This is a genomic window from Paenarthrobacter sp. GQ52, from assembly GCF_059759005.1.
In genome coordinates, this window is the sequence record NZ_JCAXEJ010000004.1 from 267,260 (window position 1) to 286,964 (window position 19,705).

Here is a 19,705-nt window from a genome sequence, read left to right on the forward strand (position 1 = left end):
ATTCTTGCCGTGCAGTCCCCGGTATCCGTGTGGTGCGTGCTGTTCAGACGTGTATTAGGACTTCACATAACCGTTCGGATTCAGCACGAACTTTGTTGCCGCTCCGGCGTCGAATTCGGCGTAGCCGCGCGGAGCGTCCTCGAGCGGGATGGCTTGGGCGTTGACTGCCTTGGCGATCTGGACCTTGTCATGGAGGATCGCCATCATCAGCTGCCGGTTGTATTTCATGACCGGGCATTGGCCGGTGGTGAAGGACAGGGATTTGGCCCAGCCGGTACCAAGGGACAGCGAGAGTGAGCCGTGCTTGGCGGCATCGTCGATTCCGCCCGGGTCGCCGGTGACGTAGAGCCCCGGAATGCCCAGGGATCCACCGGCGGCAGTGATATCCATGAGGGAGTTCAACACAGTGGCAGGAGCCTCGTGTGAGGCATCCTTGCCGTGGCCGCGGGCTTCAAAGCCCACCGCGTCCACACCGCAATCCACTTCCGGAACGCCGAGGATCTGTGCGATCTGCTCCTTCGGATCGCCGTTGGACACGTTGACTGTTTCACAGCCGAAAGAACGCGCCTGTGCCAGGCGGTCCTCGTTCATATCGCCCACAATCACGACGGCGGCGCCAAGCAGCTGCGCGCCCACGGCAGCAGCAAGGCCCACGGGCCCGGCACCTGCGACGTAAACTGTTGACCCCACGCCGACGCCGGCAGTGACGGCACCATGGAAGCCAGTGGGGAAGATGTCCGAGAGCATGGTCAGGTCCATGATTTTTTCCAGGGCCTGATCGCGGTCCGGGAAGCGCAGCAGGTTCCAGTCGGCGTAGGGGACCAGCACGAACTCTGCTTGTCCGCCCACCCAGCCTCCCATGTCCACGTAGCCGTAGGCGCTGCCGGGGCGGTCGGGGTTGACGTTGAGGCAGATGCCGGTCTTCTGCTCCTTGCAGTTCCGGCAACGGCCACAGGAAATGTTGAACGGCACCGAGACGATGTCGCCTACCTTGATGAACTCGACGTCGGGTCCCACCTCCACCACTTCGCCCGTGATTTCGTGGCCGAGGACCAGGTCCTGCGGAGCAGTGGTGCGTCCACGAACCATGTGCTGGTCCGAACCGCAGATGTTGGTGGTTACAGTGCGGAGGATCGCGCCATGAGGCACTTTCCGGCCGACGTTGGCCGGGTTGACGCCCGGTCCGTCCTTAAGCTCAAACGTTGGGTAGTCGGTGTCGATGATCTCGACGACACCAGGTTCCTTGTAGGCGACTGCTCTGTTTCCTGACATGGTCACTCCCTCTTCTTTGGCTATTGCTGAACTGCTGCCCAATGGTCCGAAAGCGGTGCTTCGATGAGGAAATACCTCCCCAGGTTTCAGGCCATCGAAGCACCATTCACGGACAACCGGACAGCTGATATTTCCATCAGTGCGTGATAGATATATCAGTCATACTATGTGACGCAGCTCATGGTGTACAGCGGGTCTTACGCCCTCTCCAATCGGATGATCACGGACTTGGAGGTGGGCGTTCCGCTGGTGTCCGCCACGGAGTCCAGAGGGACCAGGACATTGGTCTCCGGGTAGTACGCGGCGGCACAACCTTTCGGCGTTGAATACGAGACGATGCGGAAGTTCTCGGCCCGCCGGTCCGTTCCTTGGAATTCGGAGATCAGGTGCACCATGTCGCCGTCGGCAAAGCCCAGCTCGGTGATGTCGTCAGCGTTGATGAGCACCACGCGACGCCCACCATGGATGCCACGATAGCGATCGTCCTTGCCGTAGATGGTGGTGTTGTACTGGTCGTGTGAACGCAGGGTTTGCAGGACCAAGCGGCCAGTCGGGATCTTGATGAACTCCAGCTCATTGCCGGTGAAGTGTGCTTTTCCTGATGCGGTGTCGAACTTCCTGGCATCGCGCGGCGGGTGTGGCAGGACAAAACCGCCCGGGTGCTGAATCCGTGCTTCGAAGTCTTCAAAGCCGTCAAATACCGCTTCAATATGTTTGCGGATCAGCGAGTAGTCATCCCTCATGGCCAGCCAGGAAGCCTGCGGGGTGTTGGGCAGGCGCTGGTGGCCGTCTCTGAACAGCCTGTCTGCAAGGTTGCACACAATTGCTACTTCGGAGTGGAGGTGCTCACTTGCAGGCTTGAGGCGTCCCCGTGATGCGTGGACAGCGCTCATGGAGTCTTCCACGGTGACCCGCTGGTCTCCGGTCCGCTGGGTATCCTTCTCGGTGCGTCCCAGGGTAGGCAGGATCAGGGCCCGGCGACCCGTGGACAAATGCGAGTGGTTCAATTTCGTGGAGATCTGAACGGTCAGCCGGGTGTTGGCCAGGGCTTGCTCGGTGACGTCGGAATCGGGGGCAGCCCGGACGAAGTTGCCGCCCATGCCCATGAAGAAACGGACTTTGCCGTCCCGCATGGCGCGGATGGCTGCCACGGTGTCAAAGCCGTGCTCGCGCGGAGACCGGAACTCGAATTCCTGGTCCAGCCGGTCGTGGAACGTCTCCGGCATCTTCTCGAAGATGCCCATGGTCCGGTCACCCTGGACGTTCGAGTGGCCGCGCACAGGACAAACGCCGGCCCCGGGCTTGCCGATGTTGCCCTGAAGCAGGAGAACGTTGACGACATCGCGGAGGGTGGGTACGGAGTGTTTGTGCTGGGTCAGGCCCATGGCCCAGCACACGATGGTGGCGCTGGAGGCGAGCATCCGTTCACCTGTCGAATGGATCTGCTCAAGGGTGAGGCCGGTTGCCTCCACAATGTCTTCCCACTCCACCTTTTCCAGATAGCGCAGGTAGTCGTCGATGCCCACGGTGTGGTTGTTGATGAAGTCATGGTCCAGGACAGTTTGCAGGCCCGGGGTGTTCCGTCCGGCAGCTTCGGCTTCAAGCAGGTATTTGCCCAGGCCTTGGAAGAGGGCCTGGTCGCCGCCGGCACGGATCTGCAGGAAGTCGTCCGTCAGTTGGGTCCCTTGAATCATGCCGGCCACGTGCTGCGGGTTCTCGAAGTGCAGGAGGCCTGCTTCGGGAAGGGGGTTGACGGACACGATGACTGCGCCGTTTTTCTTCGCCTTTTCCAGCGCGCTGAGCATGCGCGGGTGGTTGGTACCGGGATTCTGCCCGGCCACGAAGATCAGTGACGCCGTCTCCAGGTCCAACAGACTGACGGAACCCTTGCCGATGCCGATGGTTTCCACCAGTGCGGAACCGGAGGACTCGTGGCACATGTTGGAGCAGTCCGGGAGGTTGTTGGTGCCCAGGCCGCGAACCAGGAGCTGGTAAACGAATGCTGCTTCATTGGAGGTCCGGCCGGAGGTGTAGAAGACGGCTTCGTCGGGGTGTTCCAGGCTCCGCAGCTCCTCAGCCATGAGGTCATAGGCTTCCTCCCAGTCGATGGCCCTGTAGTGGGTAGCGCCTTCGTCCAGGAACATCGGGTGGGTGAGCCGGCCTTGCTGGCCCAGCCAGAAGTCGTCGCGCGTCTTGAGGTCGGCGATGGAATGCTGAGCGAAAAACTCCGGCGTGACACGGCGCCGGGTGGCTTCCTCGGCCACTGCTTTGGCACCGTTCTCGCAGAACTCTGCCGCGTTGCGCTTTTCGTGCTCGGGCCAGGCGCACCCCATGCAGTCGAAGCCATCCAGCTGGTTCACTGCCAGCAGGGTCTGAACACTGCGCAGTGGTCCCATCTGTTCCAGCGAAATCTTCAAGGCGTTGGCAACAGCGGGGATGCCCACGGCCTTGGTCTTGGGTTTGGTGACGGTCAGCTTTGACTCGTCGATGTTCTCGCGGGGGGCTTTGGAATGCATGGGGGAACCCTTCAGATCCGGGAAGTGGAAGCAGTGAGCAGCGTGGTGCGGGACTGTTGCCGGGCGGCTTCAACCGTGTGCAGCAGCAAAAGCGCGGTGGTCACTGACCCGACGCCGCCCGGAACCGGACTCAGGCCCGCCGCGACGCCGGTGACGCTGGCTTCGTCGACATCACCCACCAGGGAACCATCGGGCAGGACGTTCGTGCCGACGTCGATCACCACAGTCTCCGGGGAAAGGTGGCTGCCCTTCAGCAGCCCGGTCCGCCCGGCGGCAACAACCGCGACGTCGGCCGGCTGGGTATAGCGTTCCAGCGGCCCTGATTTGGAATGGCAGATGGTGACGGTTGCGTCCCTTTCGAGGAGGAGCAGGGACAGTGGCTTGCCCACCACGGCGGAACGCCCGACGACGGCCACGTTACGCCCGGCAACCGGAATCTGGAAGTGGTCCAGCAACTCCACCACGGCCTGGGCAGTAGCGGGTGCGAAGGCGGGCTGCCCCACGGCCAAGCGGCCGAGGCTGAGCGGATTGGCGCCGTCGATATCCTTTTCCGGAGCGATGATGCCCACCAGCCGGTCAGCGCGGACAGCCGCAGGCAGGGGAGTCTGGAGGATGATGCCGTGGACGGATGGCTCGGCGCTGAGGTCGGCCAGGACGCTGGCCAGCACTTGCTCGGTGGCATCGTGACCAAGATCGACGATCCTGCAACCAATACCGGCACGTCCGGCTGCACGCTCGATGGACCGGACGTACCAGTGCGTCGCTTCGTCGTCCGTTGCAACAACAACAGCCAGGACCGGGCGAATGCCCTCGTCATCGAGGAGGGCAGTCTCCTCATGGGCGCGCTGCTGGATAAGGGCAGCGAGCGGCTTGCCGGAAAGCAGTTTGGTGGTCATGAGAGGATCCTTTCGCGTACGCGCTGCACCAGGGCATCGGCGGCGAGAACCACTTTGTCCTCAATGCCGTTCGTCTGTTCCGCCAGGCGGGAACGGGCTTCGCCGTGCTTGATGGCGACTACATTGATGTCGATGTTGACCCGGGCCGTGGTGGCAGCTGCTCGGGCTGCATCGGCAGCAGCGGCGATGTCGCTGATGACGTTGGGATTCGCCACCTCAAAGAGTTCCGTGGCAAGATCCACCACTTCGCCGGCAACTTTGATGAGCTGCGCGGGGGTATGGGCGGCCTGAACCAGGGCCTCCTGGATGGCGGCGGTCTTTATTGCCTTGAGTTCGTCGGATTCCGAGGGGAGCTTGTAGGAGTCGATGACTGACTGGAAGGCGTGCTCGTCGGCGTCCGCGAGACGCAGGGCCTCGACGATCAGGTGGTCGGCGGCGCTGGTGATCCGGGTTACCAGTGCTGCGTGCTCCTCATACTTGGCGCCGGTGGTGTACCTGGCCACCATGGCTACCAAGGCAGCACCTTGGGCGGCATGCAAGGCAGCGGCTGCGCCTCCACCGGGAGTGGGCTGACGTGAAGCGAGCCTGGAGAGGTAATCATGGATGGTTTCTGAACTGATCATGGGTCTTCCTGGCTGAAGGGGGAAAGCAGCGGCCCGGACCCGGTCGGTGCGAGGGGAAGGGTCCGGGCCGCATGCGTTGGTGGCTGCGTGGGCTGTTAGCCCCGGAGCCGGCTCATGGTGGGGTCGTACAGCGGATCTTCGGTCACGGTGGCTTGGATGCGGCGTCCGAAGTACTCAATTTCCACGGAGTCTCCGAGGGACACTGCAGAGGGCAAGTAGGCGTAGGCAATCGGCTTGCGGACGGAGTAACCGTAGGCTGCGCTGGTGACGTAACCCACCGCCTGGTCCTTGTAGAACACCGGTTCCTTGCCCAGCACCAGGCTCCTGCCGTCGTCGACGGTCAAGCAGCGCAGGCGGCGGGCCGAGCTTTCCTCACTGCGCCCTTCCAAGGCGGCTTTGCCGACGAAGTTCTCCTTGGTCATCTTCACGGCGAAGCCAAGGCCGGCCTCATAGGGGTCGTGCTCAGTGGTCATGTCCGAGCCCCAGGAACGGTAGCCCTTTTCGAGTCGCAGCGAGCTGAACGCGGCACGGCCCGCGGCGATGACGCCGAACGGCTGGCCGGCCTTCCACAAGGCGTCCCAGAGGCGCTGCCCGTTGTCGGCGCTGGTGTAGAGCTCCCAGCCGAGTTCGCCCACGTAGGAGAGCCGCATCGCGGTGACAGTGACTCCTCCGATGGTGACCTTCTTGGCACGGAAGTACTTCAGGCCGTCGTTTGTGAAGTCGTCGCTGCTCACCGTGCTGATGAGGTCACGGGCGAGGGGACCCCACAAGCCGATGCAGCAGGTGCCGCCCGTGGTGTCGCGGACCTGGACCCAGTCTCCGGCGCCTCCATTTTCGGTCTGGTGCCGGGCCGCGCGCTCGAAGTAGGCGGTGTCCATGTTGCCGTTGGCGCCAAGCTGAAAAGTGTCTTCACTTAGGCGGGCCACGGTGATGTCGCTTCGTACGCCACCGGCTTCATCCAGAAGCAGCGTGTAGGTCACGGCACCGGGCTTCTTGGCAAGGTCGCCGGTGGTCAGTTCCTGCAGCAACTTCAAGGCTCCAGGGCCGGACACTTCGAGGCGCTTCAGCGGCGTCATGTCGTACATGGCAACTGCTGTGCGGGTCTTCCAAGCCTCAGCCGCGGCGATGGGGGAGCTGAACATACCGGACCAGGCGTCGCGGGCCGGCGGCTGCCAGTCGTCCGGCATTTCCTTGAGGAGCTCGGCGTTGGCTTCGAACCAGTAAGGGCGCTCCCATCCGGCACCTTCCAGGAAGTAGCCGCCCAACTGCTTGTGGCGGGCGTGGAAGGGGCTGACTCGGAGGTTGCGGGGAGAAAGCTTTGGCTGGAGCGGGTGCATCACATCGTAGATCTCCACGAAGTTCTGCTGGGAGGTTTCGCTGACGTATTCGGGGGTCAGCTGGACCTCTTCGAAGCGGTGGATGTCGCAGTCACCGAGGTCAATCTGCGACTTTCCTTCGATCAGGAGCTCAGCCACGGCACGGGCGATGCCGGCGGAGTGAGTGACCCACACGGCCTCGGCAACGAAGAAGCCGTCAACTTCCTTGGACTCGCCCACCAGGGAGCCACCATCCGGGGTGAAGGAGAAGATGCCGTTGAAGCCATCCTCGATTTCGCTTTCACGCAGTGCCGGCAGGATCTGCTTGGTTGCTTCCCACGCGGGAAGGAAGTCTTCCAGCGTGAAGTCCAGGCGCGAGGGCATGTTGTGTTCGGTGATGCTGCTGGGCTCGTAGCTTCCGAGTTCATCGAGATCCACGGGCATGGGGCGGTGGGCGTAGGAGCCAATGCCGTAACGGTCACCGTGCTCGCGGTAGTACAGATCCTGGTCCTGGTGGCGCAGGATCGGCAGCTGGGCGCCGTTGGGAAGTTCGTTCTTGCCCTTCTGGGCGGGGACCGGCGTCGTTTTTACGTACTGGTGGGCCAGCGGGAGGAGCGGAACGGACATCCCGATCAACTCGCCCACCTTGGCGCCCCAGAAGCCGGCACAGGAAACCACGATGTCCGCCGGGATCACGCCGTCGGGGGTCTCGACGCCGGTCACGCGGCTGTTTGACTGCTCGATGCCGGTTACTTCGGTGTTGCCGATGTACTTCACGCCGGCGGCTTCAGTGCGTTTGATGAGCAACTGCACGGCGCGGGCAGCAAGAGCCAGGCCATCCGTGGGGATGTGGAGGCCGCCCAGAATGTCTTCCTCATTGATCAGGGGGTAGAGCTCCTTGCATTCCTCGCGGGAGAGGATCTTGCCGTCGATGCCCCATGACTGTGCGTAGCCGAGCTTGCGCTTCAGGTCGGCCAGACGGGTCTCGGTAGTGGCGACTTCAAGGCCGCCCACCTGGTTGAAGCAGCTTTGGCCGTCCTCCGTGAGGGACAGCAGCTTCTCCACTGTGTACTTGGCGAAGAGTGCCATGGACTTTGAGGGGTTGGTCTGGAAAACCAGGCCCGGTGCGTGGGACGTTGAGCCACCGGGCATGTTCAGGGGTCCTTGGTCCAGGACGGTGATGTTGTTCCAACCGCGGGTGACCAGTTCGTCGGCGAGGTTGGTGCCAACAATCCCAGCTCCGATGATGACAATGCGAGGCGTGGATGCCATGGGGGTTCTCCTGCTGAAGTTAATAGGGGTGAGTCTGCTGGTGTTCTGGTGCTTGGTTTAGCGGAAAACCACGGTGCTGGTCTGGTCCAGCAGCACGCGGTGTTCGCAGTGCCACCTGACAGCGCGGGACAATGCCAAGGCTTCGGCGTCCTGGCCCACGGTTGAGAGTGTGGTGGGACCGTAGCTGTGATCGACGCGGATGACTTCCTGCTCGATGATCGGCCCCTCGTCCAAGTCAGCGGTGACGTAGTGGGCAGTGGCACCCACCAGCTTCACGCCGCGGTCATAGGCCTGGTGGTAGGGGCGGGCCCCCTTGAATCCCGGCAGGAAGGAGTGGTGGATGTTGATGGCGCGTCCTTCGAGGGCACGGCACAGGTCGTCCGAAAGTACTTGCATGTACCGCGCCAGCACTACGAGGTCTACGTTGTACTCTTCCACCAGGTCCAGGAGCCGCTGCTCAGCGTCCGCCTTGGTATCCGGGGTGACAGGAATGTAGACAAAGGGCAGGCCAGCGGCTTCAGCCATGGCGCGGTGGGTTTCATGGTTGGAGGCAACCACAACGATGTCACCGCCGAGGCTGCCGCCCCGCCAGCGGAAGATGAGGTCATTGAGGCAGTGCCCGAACTTGGACACCATTACCAGGACCCGCTTCTTGGTTTGGTCGTGGAAGCTGAACTTCATCTCGAAGCGGTCAGCAATCGCTCTGAATTCCTCTTCGAGCCGCTCCGGGGAGTAGGACAGCGGGCCGGAGAAAGCGGTCCGCAGGTGCAGTGTCTGGCGGAGTCCGTCGTCGAACTGCTGGTGCTCTTCGATGTTGAAACCGCGCTCGAAAAGGAAGGTTGTGACTGCCTGGACAATTCCGGCGCGTTCGACGCACGACAATGTGAGTACGAACTTCTGTGCTTGCTCTTCTTTGAGCATTTCGGGCTTCGGTAGGGTGCTTACCGGTGAGTCTGTCGCCACGAGGGTCATGTCTCCTCCTTAAGATATATTCCTGGGTCCTGTACTGATATATTAGGATTGGATTCAGCGTATACTGGTGTTCAGGGCAGGTCAATAGATTTTTTGGTTGTGAAGAAAGGGATGGCGCAGTGGCTTTTGGAACTCTGGCAGTCACCGGCGAGGCCACGAAGAAATCCTTGGCTGACGTCGCGTACGAACGCCTCCGGGATCGCTTGTTGATGCTGGACATCAAACCTGGCGACCTCCTCAATGATGACCAACTCGCAAGGGACCTGGAGATTGGCCGGACGCCGGTGCGTGAAGCATTGAAGCGCCTGGAGTTGGATCGGCTTGTCATTACATATCCGAGGCGGGGGACCTTTGCCACCCGCGTGGAAGTAACTGACCTTGCCTTTATATCGGAGATCCGCGCGCAGCTGGAACCCCTGGCTGCTGCAAGGGCTGCACGCGTTGCTTCGGCAGCCACCAAAGAACACCTCCGCGAAGTTATGCGCGCAGTGGAGGACTTTGACGTCAGTGCGGCATCCGTGGTTGAAACCCTGCGACTGGACGCCAGTGTTCACCAGGGCATCTATGCGGCGGCCGCGAACCCGCACCTTGAAGACATTCTGATCCGGTATGACAATCTGGCTACCCGCATCTGGTGCATGGTCTTGGACCGGTTGCCTGATCTGGAGCACCATGTGCGCGAGCACCTGGACCTGCTGAGGGCCGTCATTGATGGTAATGAGGATCAGGCTGCCGAGTTGGCCCGAGTCCATGTCAGTGGCTTCGAACATGCTGTGCGGCAGGCACTTTTCGCAGCCTAGGTTAGCGCCGATCCCACTGTTGACTCCGGGCTTTGGTCCTTGCATACTGAAGACTCCAACTAATATATCACCCGGATATCACGCGTTCTCTTACTCTGCGCTGAATCCGGGCGCTTGTGATGCAATCACAGCCTTCAGCCTTTGGAGTATCACGTGACGACAAGACCCCACCTTTTTGAACACATCCCCTTGACTGGCGGCAGCCGTGTTAAGAGGGGCATGGCGGAGATGCTCAAGGGCGGCGTCATCATGGACGTCGTTAACGTCGATCAGGCCCGCATCGCCGAGGACGCCGGTGCCGTCGCTGTCATGGCGCTCGAGCGTGTCCCGGCCGATATCCGCGCCCAGGGCGGCGTGTCCCGCATGTCCGACCCGGACATGATCGACGCGATCATCGCCGCCGTGTCCATCCCGGTGATGGCCAAGGCCCGGATCGGCCACTTCGTCGAAGCCCAGGTCCTGCAGTCCCTCGGTGTTGACTACATTGACGAGTCCGAGGTCCTGACCCCGGCGGACTACATCAACCACATCGACAAGTGGAACTTCACCGTCCCGTTCGTTTGTGGTGCCACCAACCTTGGTGAGGCCCTGCGCCGCATCAACGAGGGCGCGGCAATGATCCGTTCCAAGGGCGAGGCCGGCACCGGCGATGTTTCCAACGCCACCGGGCACATGCGCAAGATCCGCTCCGAGATCGCCAAGCTCGCCGCCCTTCCCGAGGACGAGCTGTACGTTGCGGCCAAGGAACTGCAGGCCCCGTACGAGCTGGTCAAGGAAGTTGCCGCCACCGGCAAGCTCCCCGTGGTGTTGTTCACCGCCGGTGGCATCGCTACTCCGGCTGACGCTGCGATGATGATGCAGCTCGGCGCCGACGGCGTGTTCGTCGGTTCGGGGATCTTCAAGTCCGGCAACCCGGCAGAGCGTGCCGCCGCCGTCGTGAACGCAACCGCTTACTATGACGATCCTGACGTGATCGCCAAGGTCTCCCGTGGGCTCGGTGAAGCCATGGTCGGCATCAACGTGGACGACATCCCGCAGCCCCGCCGCCTCGCAGAACGCGGCTGGTAAGTTCCATTGCGCCCGGTGGGCGCTCATCCTCTGTGTGCTATTCCCCGCTCCCGCTGCCGCCACTTGGGCGGTGGCTGGGGCGGGGCCCCTTTTACGCACACTGCCGGACCAGCGCCCACCGTTCCGTTTTGAGGTGTTTGGGTTCGGAGGTCCGGTGACCCGCCTACGACGCGGATATTCGTACGGGCCACGCATGCGGACCGTCGATGCCCGGATGCGGGTGTCGTGATTGAAAAAGTGTGGCCGTCACCGATTGGAGTGTCAGCGGTCGTCTTCGGGGCGGGCCGTGAGGATCCGGTGGGCGCTCTCCTGGAGGATGCCGAGCGACTCCTGGATCAGGGGTGATCCGATGCTGCCCCTGCGCACCGCTGCCACGATGCGTCGCGCAGGCTTTCCTTTGCCGGTAATGCGGAGTCGGACCACGTTCTCGGCATTATGCAGCGGCGCCAGTCGCGGCAGGAGGCCCACGCCCAGTCCAGCGCCGACGAAAGCGATTTGGGTTTCCCATTCCACGGCTTCATGGGCAATGCGCGGTGTTACTCCGACGGCCGTGAACGCCGCTGTGAAGAGGGCGTGATAGGTGGACCCGGCTGATTCGGTGATCCACGGTTCGGACGCGAGTTCTTCCAGTGTGACCGTTTCCCGTGACGCCAACGGATGGTCAGCCGGAATGATCACGTCCAGGGGGTCATCGAGCAGCACCGTCTGTTCGAAGCGCGGATCGTCCTCAACATACGTGTCGGACTGCATGGCAACTATGACGGCAAGGTCGATTCGCTCGGCGACCAACAAGTCGAAGCAGCGGGCCGGATTCGCCTCGAGCACCTGTACCTCCAGCAGGGGGCGTGTTGTGCGCAAAGTAGCGGCTAGCGGAGCCAGCAACTGGGCCGCCGCCGTCGAAAATCCGCCGAGGCCGAAACGGGACTGCACCTGGTCGCCGGCCTCCATGGCTGCTGCGCGCAGGCGCTCCCATTCGGCGATAAGCGTGTCCGAACCAGCCACCAAAAAGCGGCCCGTGGCGGTCAGCCGCACACCCCGGCCGTCCTTGGTCAGCAGCTGCATTCCGAGCATCCGCTGGAGCTCGCGCAGCTGCGCGGAGACGGCGGAAGGTGAGTAGCCGGTGAGCTCCGCGGTGGCACCGATGGTGCCGCAACGGGCAAAAACTCGAAGTGTGATGAGTCTCGCATCAATCATGCACCTATTGTGCACGGTTATCTTCTGAATCTTGCGCTTTTGTTGCGGATCAATGATCCCTAATCTCATGACTATAAGGATTTCGACAACGCCGCTCGCACCCCACGCAGCCGTGGTCCCACGAAACACACATTTACCCCACGCCTCCCGGGAGGAAATACATGTCTGCTCCAGTCTTGCCCCTCAACTCACGCGGAAAACTCGCTTCATCTTTGCCTGCAGAGCAGCTGGCGGAGATCAGCGAACTGTTCGAGTTCCGGCGCAAGGGATATTCCCTCGATGCGCCTTTCTACACCGATGCCACTATCTTCAAGATCGACATGGAAGCCATTTTTGGCCAGCACTGGATCTTTGCAGCCAGCATCGCCGAACTGCCGGAGCCGGGCGACTACGTCACCGTCGACTATGGTCCCTACTCCCTGATCGTGCTGCGCAATGACGACGGCGGCGTGAACGTCCTGCACAACGTCTGCCGCCATCGCGGTGCCCGTGTCCTGACCGAGCCCGCCGGGTCAACAGGCAACCTGGTCTGCGGCTACCACTCCTGGACCTACTCCCCGGAGGGCAACCTGATTCACGCCTCCGCGCCGGGGGAGACGAAGTTCGACAAGGGCTGCTTCGGCCTCAAGCGCGCCCACAGCCGCGTGGTTGCCGGACTGATCTTTGTCTGCATTGCGGACGAACCGCCCACCGACTTTGACGAGACCTCCAAGATCTTCGAGCCGTACCTCGCGCCCCACGATCTCTCCAAGACGAAAATCGCCTACCAGCAGAACATTGTTGAAGAGGGCAACTGGAAGCTCGTCATGGAGAACAACCGTGAGTGCTACCACTGCGACGGCCACCCGGAGCTCGCTTGTTCCCTCTTCCCCACTTGGGGCCTGACGGAGGGCCTGATTCCGGCCCACCTTGAAGAGGTGTGGGACCGCAACAAGGAAGCACAGGCATCGCTCGAGGAGCGTTGCCGCCGCTACGGCCTTCCCTACGAGGTGGTGGAAGAGCTCGACACCCGCATTGCTGGAATCCGCATCTCACGGGAATCGCTGGATGGCGACGGCGAATCGTTCTCGCCCGATGGGCGCAGGCTCTCCAAGAAGCTGCTCGGCGATTTGCGGGACTTCCGTCTTGGCCGCTGCTCGATGCACCTCCAGCCCAACAGCTGGTTCCACTTCCAGAGCGACCACGTCATCACGTTCGGGGTCTTCCCCATCAACGAACACCAGTCCCTGGTTCGCACCACGTGGCTGGTAGCCGACGACGCCGTGGAAGGCGTCGACTACGACCTGGAGAAGCTCACCTACACCTGGAAGCAGACCAACCTGCAGGATAAGGCCTTTGTGGAGCTGTGCCAGACGGGTGCCGGCAGCCCCGCCTACGAGCCCGGCCCCTACATGAAGAGCGAATACCAGGTGGAGGCATTCATCAACTGGTACGTACAGCGCGTCCAGGAGCACTTGGCATGACGGAACTCCTCACTGAGACGTTAGTCCAGGAGCCACATCGTATTCGCGGTCTTGAAATGCCGTGGAACAGGGTCATGGGCAGCACCGAGGGACCCGCCAGCGCAGCACGTGCGTTGGGTCCTTGGCATCCGCAGGAGTTCATGGCCGAATGCGTCGAGATTGTTCCCGAAGTGGGCGGCATGATGACCTTCGTGTTCCGTCGCACCGATGGCGCACCCTTGGCGTTCCGTGCAGGCCAGTACGTTAATGTTGCTTTCCCGGTGAACGGCGAGGACGAGGATCCGGTGGATCGCAGCTACTCGCTGTCCAGCGCTCCCACCAAGCCGTGGACCTTCGACATCACAGTCAAGCGCGACGCCACGGGCCTGGTTTCACCGTGGGTACACGAGAACATCAAACCCGGCACCGTCCTGGACATGCTCGGACCGGTGGGGGCATTCCACTTGCCCGACGCCGACCGTCGAGCCCGGTACCTCCTGCTGGCCGCCGGTGCAGGCATCACTCCCATCATGTCCATGGTGCGGACCATTCACTCCCTGCCCGGACAGGCCGATGTGGTGGTGCTCTACCACGGGGCAGAGGCCGGAGGCTTTGCCTTCAACAAGGAGCTGGCCTACATCGCGTCCGTTGACTCGCGCATCAAGGTCTTCTACTCCCTGGGTGACCGCAGCAAGCCCGAGGGCTGGGAAGGCCTCAGTGGAAGGCTGACGGCGGCAATGCTGGAGGAGGTTGCCCCCGACGCCAATGGCCGGCAAGTATATGCCTGCGGACCCGAGGGCTACCTGAACACCGCAACCGAGCTCCTGGGCAACGTGGGCGTGGACGATACTTCCATCCACATGGAATTCTTCACGGGAGATCGGCAGACGATCCTTGAGTACCAGGCAGAGCTCGCGCTCGCAGTGGACATTGCCGAGGAAATTGCCGAGGAAATCGCCGATTCCGCTGAGGACTACTACGAAAGCCAGCCCACGGCGTTCGGGCTCTACGAGCCCGGCTACGACGCGGAGGGGCCGCTGAAGGCTTCAGGGTTGCCGCTGGAAACTGTCGACCCGGACGCGCCCGAAGCGTCCGACGACGGTTCGGATGCGGGAGCGAAGGCCGATGCGCCTGATGCATCGAGCTTTGAAACAGTGGGAACGGGAAGCCTCACCTTGTCCTTCATGCGCACGGGCATCAATGTGCGCATCGACCCCACCGAGCACATCCTTGGTCCGGCCCAGCGTGCCGGGGTCAGGATCGGCGCGAACTGCAAAGAGGGCATGTGCGGCTCCTGCAAGGTGGTCAAGCTTTCGGGGGAAGTGGAAATGAACCATCAAGGTGGCATCCGCGCCCGTGAAATCGATGCGGGCAAGTTCCTGCCCTGCTGCTCCACCGCACAGACCGATATGGTGATCGACGCCTAGGACGTCTACCTGAGTCCCGCACTGTGGGCCAACGCAATGGCCTCAGTGCGGGACCGGACGTCAAGCTTCCGGAAGAGGTTCCGGAGGTGAAACTTCACAGTATTTTCGCTGATGCCAAGGTCAGCGGCAATCGAGCGATTACGCTGGCCGGCAGCCAGCAACTGAAGGACCTCAAGTTCCCTGCCGGCCAGCCCCCATTCTGCTACGTCCCCCGCGGGAGTCGACGGCGGATCCAACGGCAGGACCACGGAGATATCGGCGCCCCATCCCTGCATGACGTCCACGTTCATGGTCCCGTCCACGGCCTGCACACGTTGAAGCAACCGTTCAAGCGTGGGACCTTCAGGGGAAAGCTCCCCGCCGCCGTCGTCCCTGACATTGATCAGCAGGTTCTCTCCATCACAATCCCATTGCGTCCGGACCCGATGAACATCAGACTGTTCGGCGATAGCCAGGACCAATCCTCGAACCACAGCCCTGGCGGCGTGGGCCACCTCGCCGGGCAGTGCCCTTCCGTTTGCAGGCGGTTCGATGAACTGGATGTCGATGTTGCTGAAGTGCATGAGTGGCCTGAGGTCTTCCCGGAGCCTCTCGAACGCCTTGGCGACAGGCTCTTCCACAAGGTTGCTGGTGCGGTCACTGAGGGTCCGGAGGCCAACCAGGGCTTTGGCGGTCAGATCGGTCACGAACGTACGGGCCGCACGATCGTCCAAGGAGTTTGAACGTAACGCCGCGAGCACAGTTTCCAGGGTTGTTGAGTGCTGGTCCACCAGCTCGCCGGTGACGCGGACGCGCTCCGCGGATGCGGCCCGGGACTCCAGAAGATACGACGGCGGAGCGTCGCTCACCTTCTCTTGGATGCGCCCCGCTGCAAGCTCCCAAAGGTAGGTCACCATCCGTAGGGGTCCGCTGTCTTTATCTGCGGCAGTTGGCACCGGATCGGTGAGAACCAACAGGGCGTTGCTTGGTGGATAGCGGAATGCGAGGACGTCCCGCTGCTGACCGCCAATCATGGCGGCCCCCCGCCACGGTCCTTCCCCGTCCACTAAGGCACGCAAGCGCTCCAATTCCGGGATGGAGACCCTGCTGACGATGTCCTCGGCGCCGGCCTTCTTCTGTGGGCGACCCGTGCAGTCCTCAGTGAAGATGACCAAGGCACTCGATGTCAGGAACGGCTGGGTGGCCGCGCGAAGCTCTTCGGCAATGCCCATTAACGGGGCTTTTGCAATGGACGCAACCGCATCGAGAAGGGGCCAGTGGAAGTCGTTGGGCTGGGGCATGCCACCAAGCCTAAAGGAGTTCCAGCCAGCTGCCTACCCAAACGGGTGGTTATTACTGTCCATTTTTGGCGTTACCCCTACCTGAAGTAACCGGAACAATCGTTGTAGGCCCCTTGAGGGAATAGGCACCCACCTGCAAAAGGAGTGAAAGTGAACGTCACCGCAGAAACAGCAACAACCACCAGTGACGACGTAGCCAGTAACGTGTCCCTGATCCTGGGCGAGATGGGACACACGGCCTCCCGCATTGATTACGCACAGGTGTCCCGCCTGGCAGACGAGATCAGTGGTGCTGAACGCGTCTTCCTCGCCGGAGCCGGTCGGAGCGGCTTGGTCTTACGGATGGCAGCCATGCGCCTCATGCACCTCGGAAAAACCGTCCATGTTGCGGGTGACACCACAACCCCGGCCATCAATGCAGGGGATCTGCTGATTGTCGCTTCCGGTTCGGGTACTACATCCGGGGTAGTCAAAGCGGCTCATACAGCGCTCTCGGCAGGAGCCCAGGTTGCGGCAATCACCACCAACTCATCGTCCCCCTTGGCTGGCCTTGCCCAAACGGTGGTGGTTATCCCCGCCGCCCAGAAGACGGACCATGGCTCAGATGTTTCGCAGCAGTACTCCGGCAGCCTCTTCGAACAGTCGCTCTTCCTGGTAACCGAGGCGGTTTTCCATTCTCTCTGGGGAGCCACTGACGAGCCCGCTGAGCAGCTCTGGTTGCGACACGCCAACCTGGAGTAGACCCGGTCAACACCCTGAGACCGCGCAACACCTCATACCCACCCGATTCACCAACCATTCCAAAGAAGGAAACAACACCATGAAACTGCAAGTTGCACTCGACCTCCTCACCATCGAAGACGCCCTGGAACTCGCCGGCAAAGTAGCCGAGCACGTGGACATCATTGAGCTGGGCACCCCGCTGATCAAGGCCGAGGGTCTCTCGGCCGTCACGGCAATCAAGGAAGCCCACCCCACCAAGATCGTGTTCGCGGACATGAAGACCATGGATGCCGGTGAGCTTGAAGCCGACATCGCCTTCAAGGCAGGCGCCGACCTGGTGTCCGTCCTCGGAACGGCGGACGACTCCACCATTGCCGGTGCAGTCAAGGCGGCACAGTCCCACAACAAGGGCATTGTGGTGGACCTGATTGGTGTGGCCGACAAGGTTTCCCGCGCCAAGGAAGCCCGCGCCTTGGGTGCAAAGTTCATCGAGTTCCACGCTGGACTTGATGAGCAAGCCCAGCCGGGTTACGACCTTCGTGGGCTGCTGAACGCCGGCGAAGAGGCCCGCGTACCGTTCTCTGTGGCCGGTGGAGTGAACGCATCAACCATCGGAGCTGTGCAGTTGGCCGGTGCCGACGTAGCGGTCGCGGGCAGCGCAATCTACAGCGCCGCTGATCCGGAACTGGCTGCGAAGGAACTCAAGGCAGCAATTCAGTAGTTCTTAGGGTTCTGTCCGCCGCAGCTCGGCCTTTTCCACAAGCTCGGTGATCCAAGGCCGTTGCGCACGGTGGAGTGTCAGGCCCTCCGGAAGTCCCTGCACCTGGGATGTAGAGCCGGTGACATCAATGGTGATGCGCCCGCTCCCCATGGGGGCATTGCTGATGTGCAGGTCACCGTAAGATTCCGGCAATACCGGATCCAGCCAGACGCCGCCCAGGGAAATGTGGGCGTCGTAACGCATGAGTCCGGTGATCAGCTGGATGGGAGTGGTGGCAGCCCATGCCTGCGGGGAGCAGGCAGTCGGATACGGCACCGGCTCCCTGAACTGTCCGCGGTCAAAACCGCAGAACAGTTCGGGGAGCCTGCCGCCCGAAAACTCGGCAGCCTCAAGGAGGGCCGTGGCAATGCGCTGCGCTTCCTCCACGTAGCCGTAGCGGAGCAGCCCCGCCGCTATCAGGGCGTTGTCATGTGGCCAGACCGACCCATTGTGGTAGCTGGCAGGGTTGTAGGCGCCCATGTCGCTGGCCAGTGTCCGGACGCCCCAGCCGCTGAACATTTCCGGGGACATGAGCCGCTCCGCCACGAGGGGTGCCTTGTCTTCATCCACCAGCCCAAACCACAAGCAGTGCCCCATGTTTGAAGCACACGCATCCACGGGTCGCTTGTCCTTGTCCAAGGCCACCGCGTAGTAGCCCTTGTCCGGGAGCCAAAACTCCTCGTTGAACTTCTTTTTGAGGCGATCCGCGCGTTCCCGAAGCTCGGCTGCCAAGGTGAGGTCGCCGTCGTCGTAAGCCATCCAAGCGCGCGCCATATAGGCACCATGCACGTATGCCTGGACTTCGCACAGCGCCAGTGGCGGCTCGGCAATGGTGCCATCGGCAAAGTTGATGCCGTCCCAGGAGTCCTTCCAGCCCTGGTTGATGAGGCCGTGCTCGTTGGGACGCCCATACTCCACAAAGCCGTCGCCGTCCCGGTCGCCGTAGTCCCTGATCCACTCGAGCGCGCGATCCGCATTGGGGAGGAGCTCCGCAATCACATCCTTGGCGAAGCCCCACCGGCTGACGGAACCCAGGACGATGACGAACAGGGGAGTGGCGTCCACGCTGCCGAAGTACGCGGACTTGCCGCCCAGGGCCAAGCCGCTGGAGACGTCCAGCCGAACTTCATGCAGGATCTTGCCCGGTTCTTCCTCGCTGTTGGTGTCCACTACCGTTCCCTGACGATCAGCCAGCGTGCGGAGGGTTCCCAATGCCAGAGACGGGTCAACGGGCAGTGCCATCTCTGACGCCCACAAGGAGTCGCGGCCAAACAACGTCATGAACCAGGGTGCCCCGGCCGCAACAACCACCCTGTTCGGATGGTCCGGATCCTGGATCCGCAACGCGCCCAGGTCTTCGTAGCTGCGCCTCAGGGTGCGTTCGATGGAACGATTGGCCACCTGCAGGCGGGGGATCTTGGCCACCCATTCCTCCCGGCGACGATCGCTGGGAGACAACTCCCCGCGGGCCGGATGGGCGAACGGCGTCCCTGCGCCGTCGAGGGTGGGGACGACGCTCACGCGGGTGCTCCAGCTGCCGGAAGCTGGAATCTTGGCCGTGAAGCCCAACGCCCTGGCTCCTGCGCCGGCGCCCTCGGCCCGGATCACGACGCTCTTCCGGATACCCTCCCACTTTCCGCGGATCTCCAAGGAATCGCCTCCCGGGACGCGGGTTTCCGTCCACTCCCGGGTTATTCGGGCTTCCTTCACTTCAAAGAGGTCCGCGAAATCCGATTCGGCAGTCAGCAGGATCCGGCACTCTGCAGGCCGCTTGGAGTAATTCCGGACGGTGATCTCTTCCAGGATTCCTGCCCCGACTTCCCGTAAGCGTTCCACCAGCAACGGGCTGTCCGCGTACCCGTCCGACCGCGGTACCCGGCCTGCGAAGAGGGCGCGGTAAGGTTCCCGGGTTTCAGCTGCCAAGGGTTCGATCGTTTGGCCGTTGATGGTCAGCTCCCATCGGGAGAGTATCCGGGTGTCCAGATGGAAGACGCCGTGGGGAAGTTCGGGGTGGATGTCCCCGTTTGCAGCGGAAATGCAGAAGGACGAGCCTTCCACCAACGTGACCGTTCCGGAGCCCAGCGGCCCCGCTGCGGTGTCAGCATTCCATCCAGCCACGTGATGCTCCTTATCAGTGAGCTTGC

Annotated in this window: 15 protein-coding genes; 6 read left to right on the forward strand and 9 right to left on the reverse strand. The window is 62.3% G+C overall.

Annotated elements, in window-relative coordinates; genetic code table 11:
• Positions 1–54: 54 nt before the first annotated feature.
• The 6 genes from fdhA to purU form a co-directional block, all read right to left on the reverse strand.
• Positions 55–1,272 (reverse strand): formaldehyde dehydrogenase, glutathione-independent, encoded by a 1,218-nt coding sequence (gene fdhA / locus AC6CH8_RS08435; RefSeq protein WP_179016476.1) that lies wholly within the window; start codon positions 1,270–1,272, stop codon positions 55–57.
• A 197-nt stretch (positions 1,273–1,469) separates the two neighbouring features.
• Positions 1,470–3,788, reverse strand: coding sequence for an FdhF/YdeP family oxidoreductase (locus AC6CH8_RS08440; protein ID WP_498189921.1), 2,319 nt, complete (start codon positions 3,786–3,788; stop codon positions 1,470–1,472).
• Between the two features lie 11 nt (positions 3,789–3,799).
• Positions 3,800–4,684 (reverse strand): bifunctional 5,10-methylenetetrahydrofolate dehydrogenase/5,10-methenyltetrahydrofolate cyclohydrolase, encoded by an 885-nt coding sequence (locus AC6CH8_RS08445; protein WP_498189923.1) that lies wholly within the window; start codon positions 4,682–4,684, stop codon positions 3,800–3,802.
• Positions 4,681–5,307, reverse strand: coding sequence for a cyclodeaminase/cyclohydrolase family protein (locus tag AC6CH8_RS08450; protein ID WP_091464926.1), 627 nt, complete (start codon positions 5,305–5,307; stop codon positions 4,681–4,683). The genes AC6CH8_RS08445 and AC6CH8_RS08450 overlap by 4 nt, the downstream gene beginning before the upstream one ends.
• A 95-nt stretch (positions 5,308–5,402) precedes the next feature.
• Positions 5,403–7,895, reverse strand: coding sequence for a GcvT family protein (locus tag AC6CH8_RS08455; protein ID WP_498189925.1), 2,493 nt, complete (start codon positions 7,893–7,895; stop codon positions 5,403–5,405).
• A 57-nt stretch (positions 7,896–7,952) separates the two neighbouring features.
• Positions 7,953–8,867, reverse strand: coding sequence for a formyltetrahydrofolate deformylase (purU, locus tag AC6CH8_RS08460; protein WP_091464930.1), 915 nt, complete (start codon positions 8,865–8,867; stop codon positions 7,953–7,955).
• A gap of 119 nt (positions 8,868–8,986) precedes the next feature.
• Here purU and AC6CH8_RS08465 point away from each other — a divergent pair, with 119 nt between their 5' ends.
• On the forward strand, positions 8,987–9,667 hold the full coding sequence (locus AC6CH8_RS08465) for a GntR family transcriptional regulator (RefSeq protein WP_498189927.1): 681 nt from the start codon (positions 8,987–8,989) through the stop codon (positions 9,665–9,667).
• Positions 9,668–9,820: 153 nt separating this feature from the next.
• Entirely contained in the window at positions 9,821–10,735 is a 915-nt protein-coding gene (gene pdxS / locus AC6CH8_RS08470; RefSeq protein ID WP_498189929.1) for a pyridoxal 5'-phosphate synthase lyase subunit PdxS, read from the forward strand.
• A gap of 261 nt (positions 10,736–10,996) precedes the next feature.
• Here the strand turns inward: pdxS and AC6CH8_RS08475 are convergent, their stop codons facing one another.
• The gene (locus AC6CH8_RS08475) at positions 10,997–11,929 is read right to left on the reverse strand and encodes a LysR family transcriptional regulator (RefSeq protein ID WP_091464974.1); all 933 of its coding nucleotides are present in this window, start codon (positions 11,927–11,929) and stop codon (positions 10,997–10,999) included.
• A 161-nt stretch (positions 11,930–12,090) separates the two neighbouring features.
• Between AC6CH8_RS08475 and AC6CH8_RS08480 the strand changes: the two genes are divergently transcribed.
• A complete protein-coding gene (locus tag AC6CH8_RS08480) occupies positions 12,091–13,392 on the forward strand; it encodes an aromatic ring-hydroxylating oxygenase subunit alpha (protein ID WP_091464975.1) in 1,302 nt (433 codons plus the stop codon).
• On the forward strand, positions 13,389–14,798 hold the full coding sequence (locus tag AC6CH8_RS08485; protein WP_091464976.1) for a ferredoxin reductase: 1,410 nt from the start codon (positions 13,389–13,391) through the stop codon (positions 14,796–14,798). The genes AC6CH8_RS08480 and AC6CH8_RS08485 overlap by 4 nt, the downstream gene beginning before the upstream one ends.
• A gap of 5 nt (positions 14,799–14,803) precedes the next feature.
• On the opposite strand, the gene AC6CH8_RS08490 is transcribed toward AC6CH8_RS08485, so the two are convergent.
• Positions 14,804–16,078, reverse strand: a complete 1,275-nt coding sequence (locus tag AC6CH8_RS08490) for a helix-turn-helix transcriptional regulator (RefSeq protein ID WP_498189931.1) — start codon at positions 16,076–16,078, stop codon at positions 14,804–14,806.
• A 150-nt stretch (positions 16,079–16,228) separates the two neighbouring features.
• Between AC6CH8_RS08490 and hxlB the strand changes: the two genes are divergently transcribed.
• A complete protein-coding gene (hxlB, locus tag AC6CH8_RS08495) occupies positions 16,229–16,819 on the forward strand; it encodes a 6-phospho-3-hexuloisomerase (protein WP_498189933.1) in 591 nt (196 codons plus the stop codon).
• Positions 16,820–16,898: 79 nt separating this feature from the next.
• Entirely contained in the window at positions 16,899–17,522 is a 624-nt protein-coding gene (hxlA, locus tag AC6CH8_RS08500; protein WP_017199258.1) for a 3-hexulose-6-phosphate synthase, read from the forward strand.
• Between the two features lie 3 nt (positions 17,523–17,525).
• On the opposite strand, the gene AC6CH8_RS08505 is transcribed toward hxlA, so the two are convergent.
• Entirely contained in the window at positions 17,526–19,679 is a 2,154-nt protein-coding gene (locus tag AC6CH8_RS08505) for an amylo-alpha-1,6-glucosidase (RefSeq protein ID WP_498189935.1), read from the reverse strand.
• Positions 19,680–19,705: the final 26 nt, after the last annotated feature.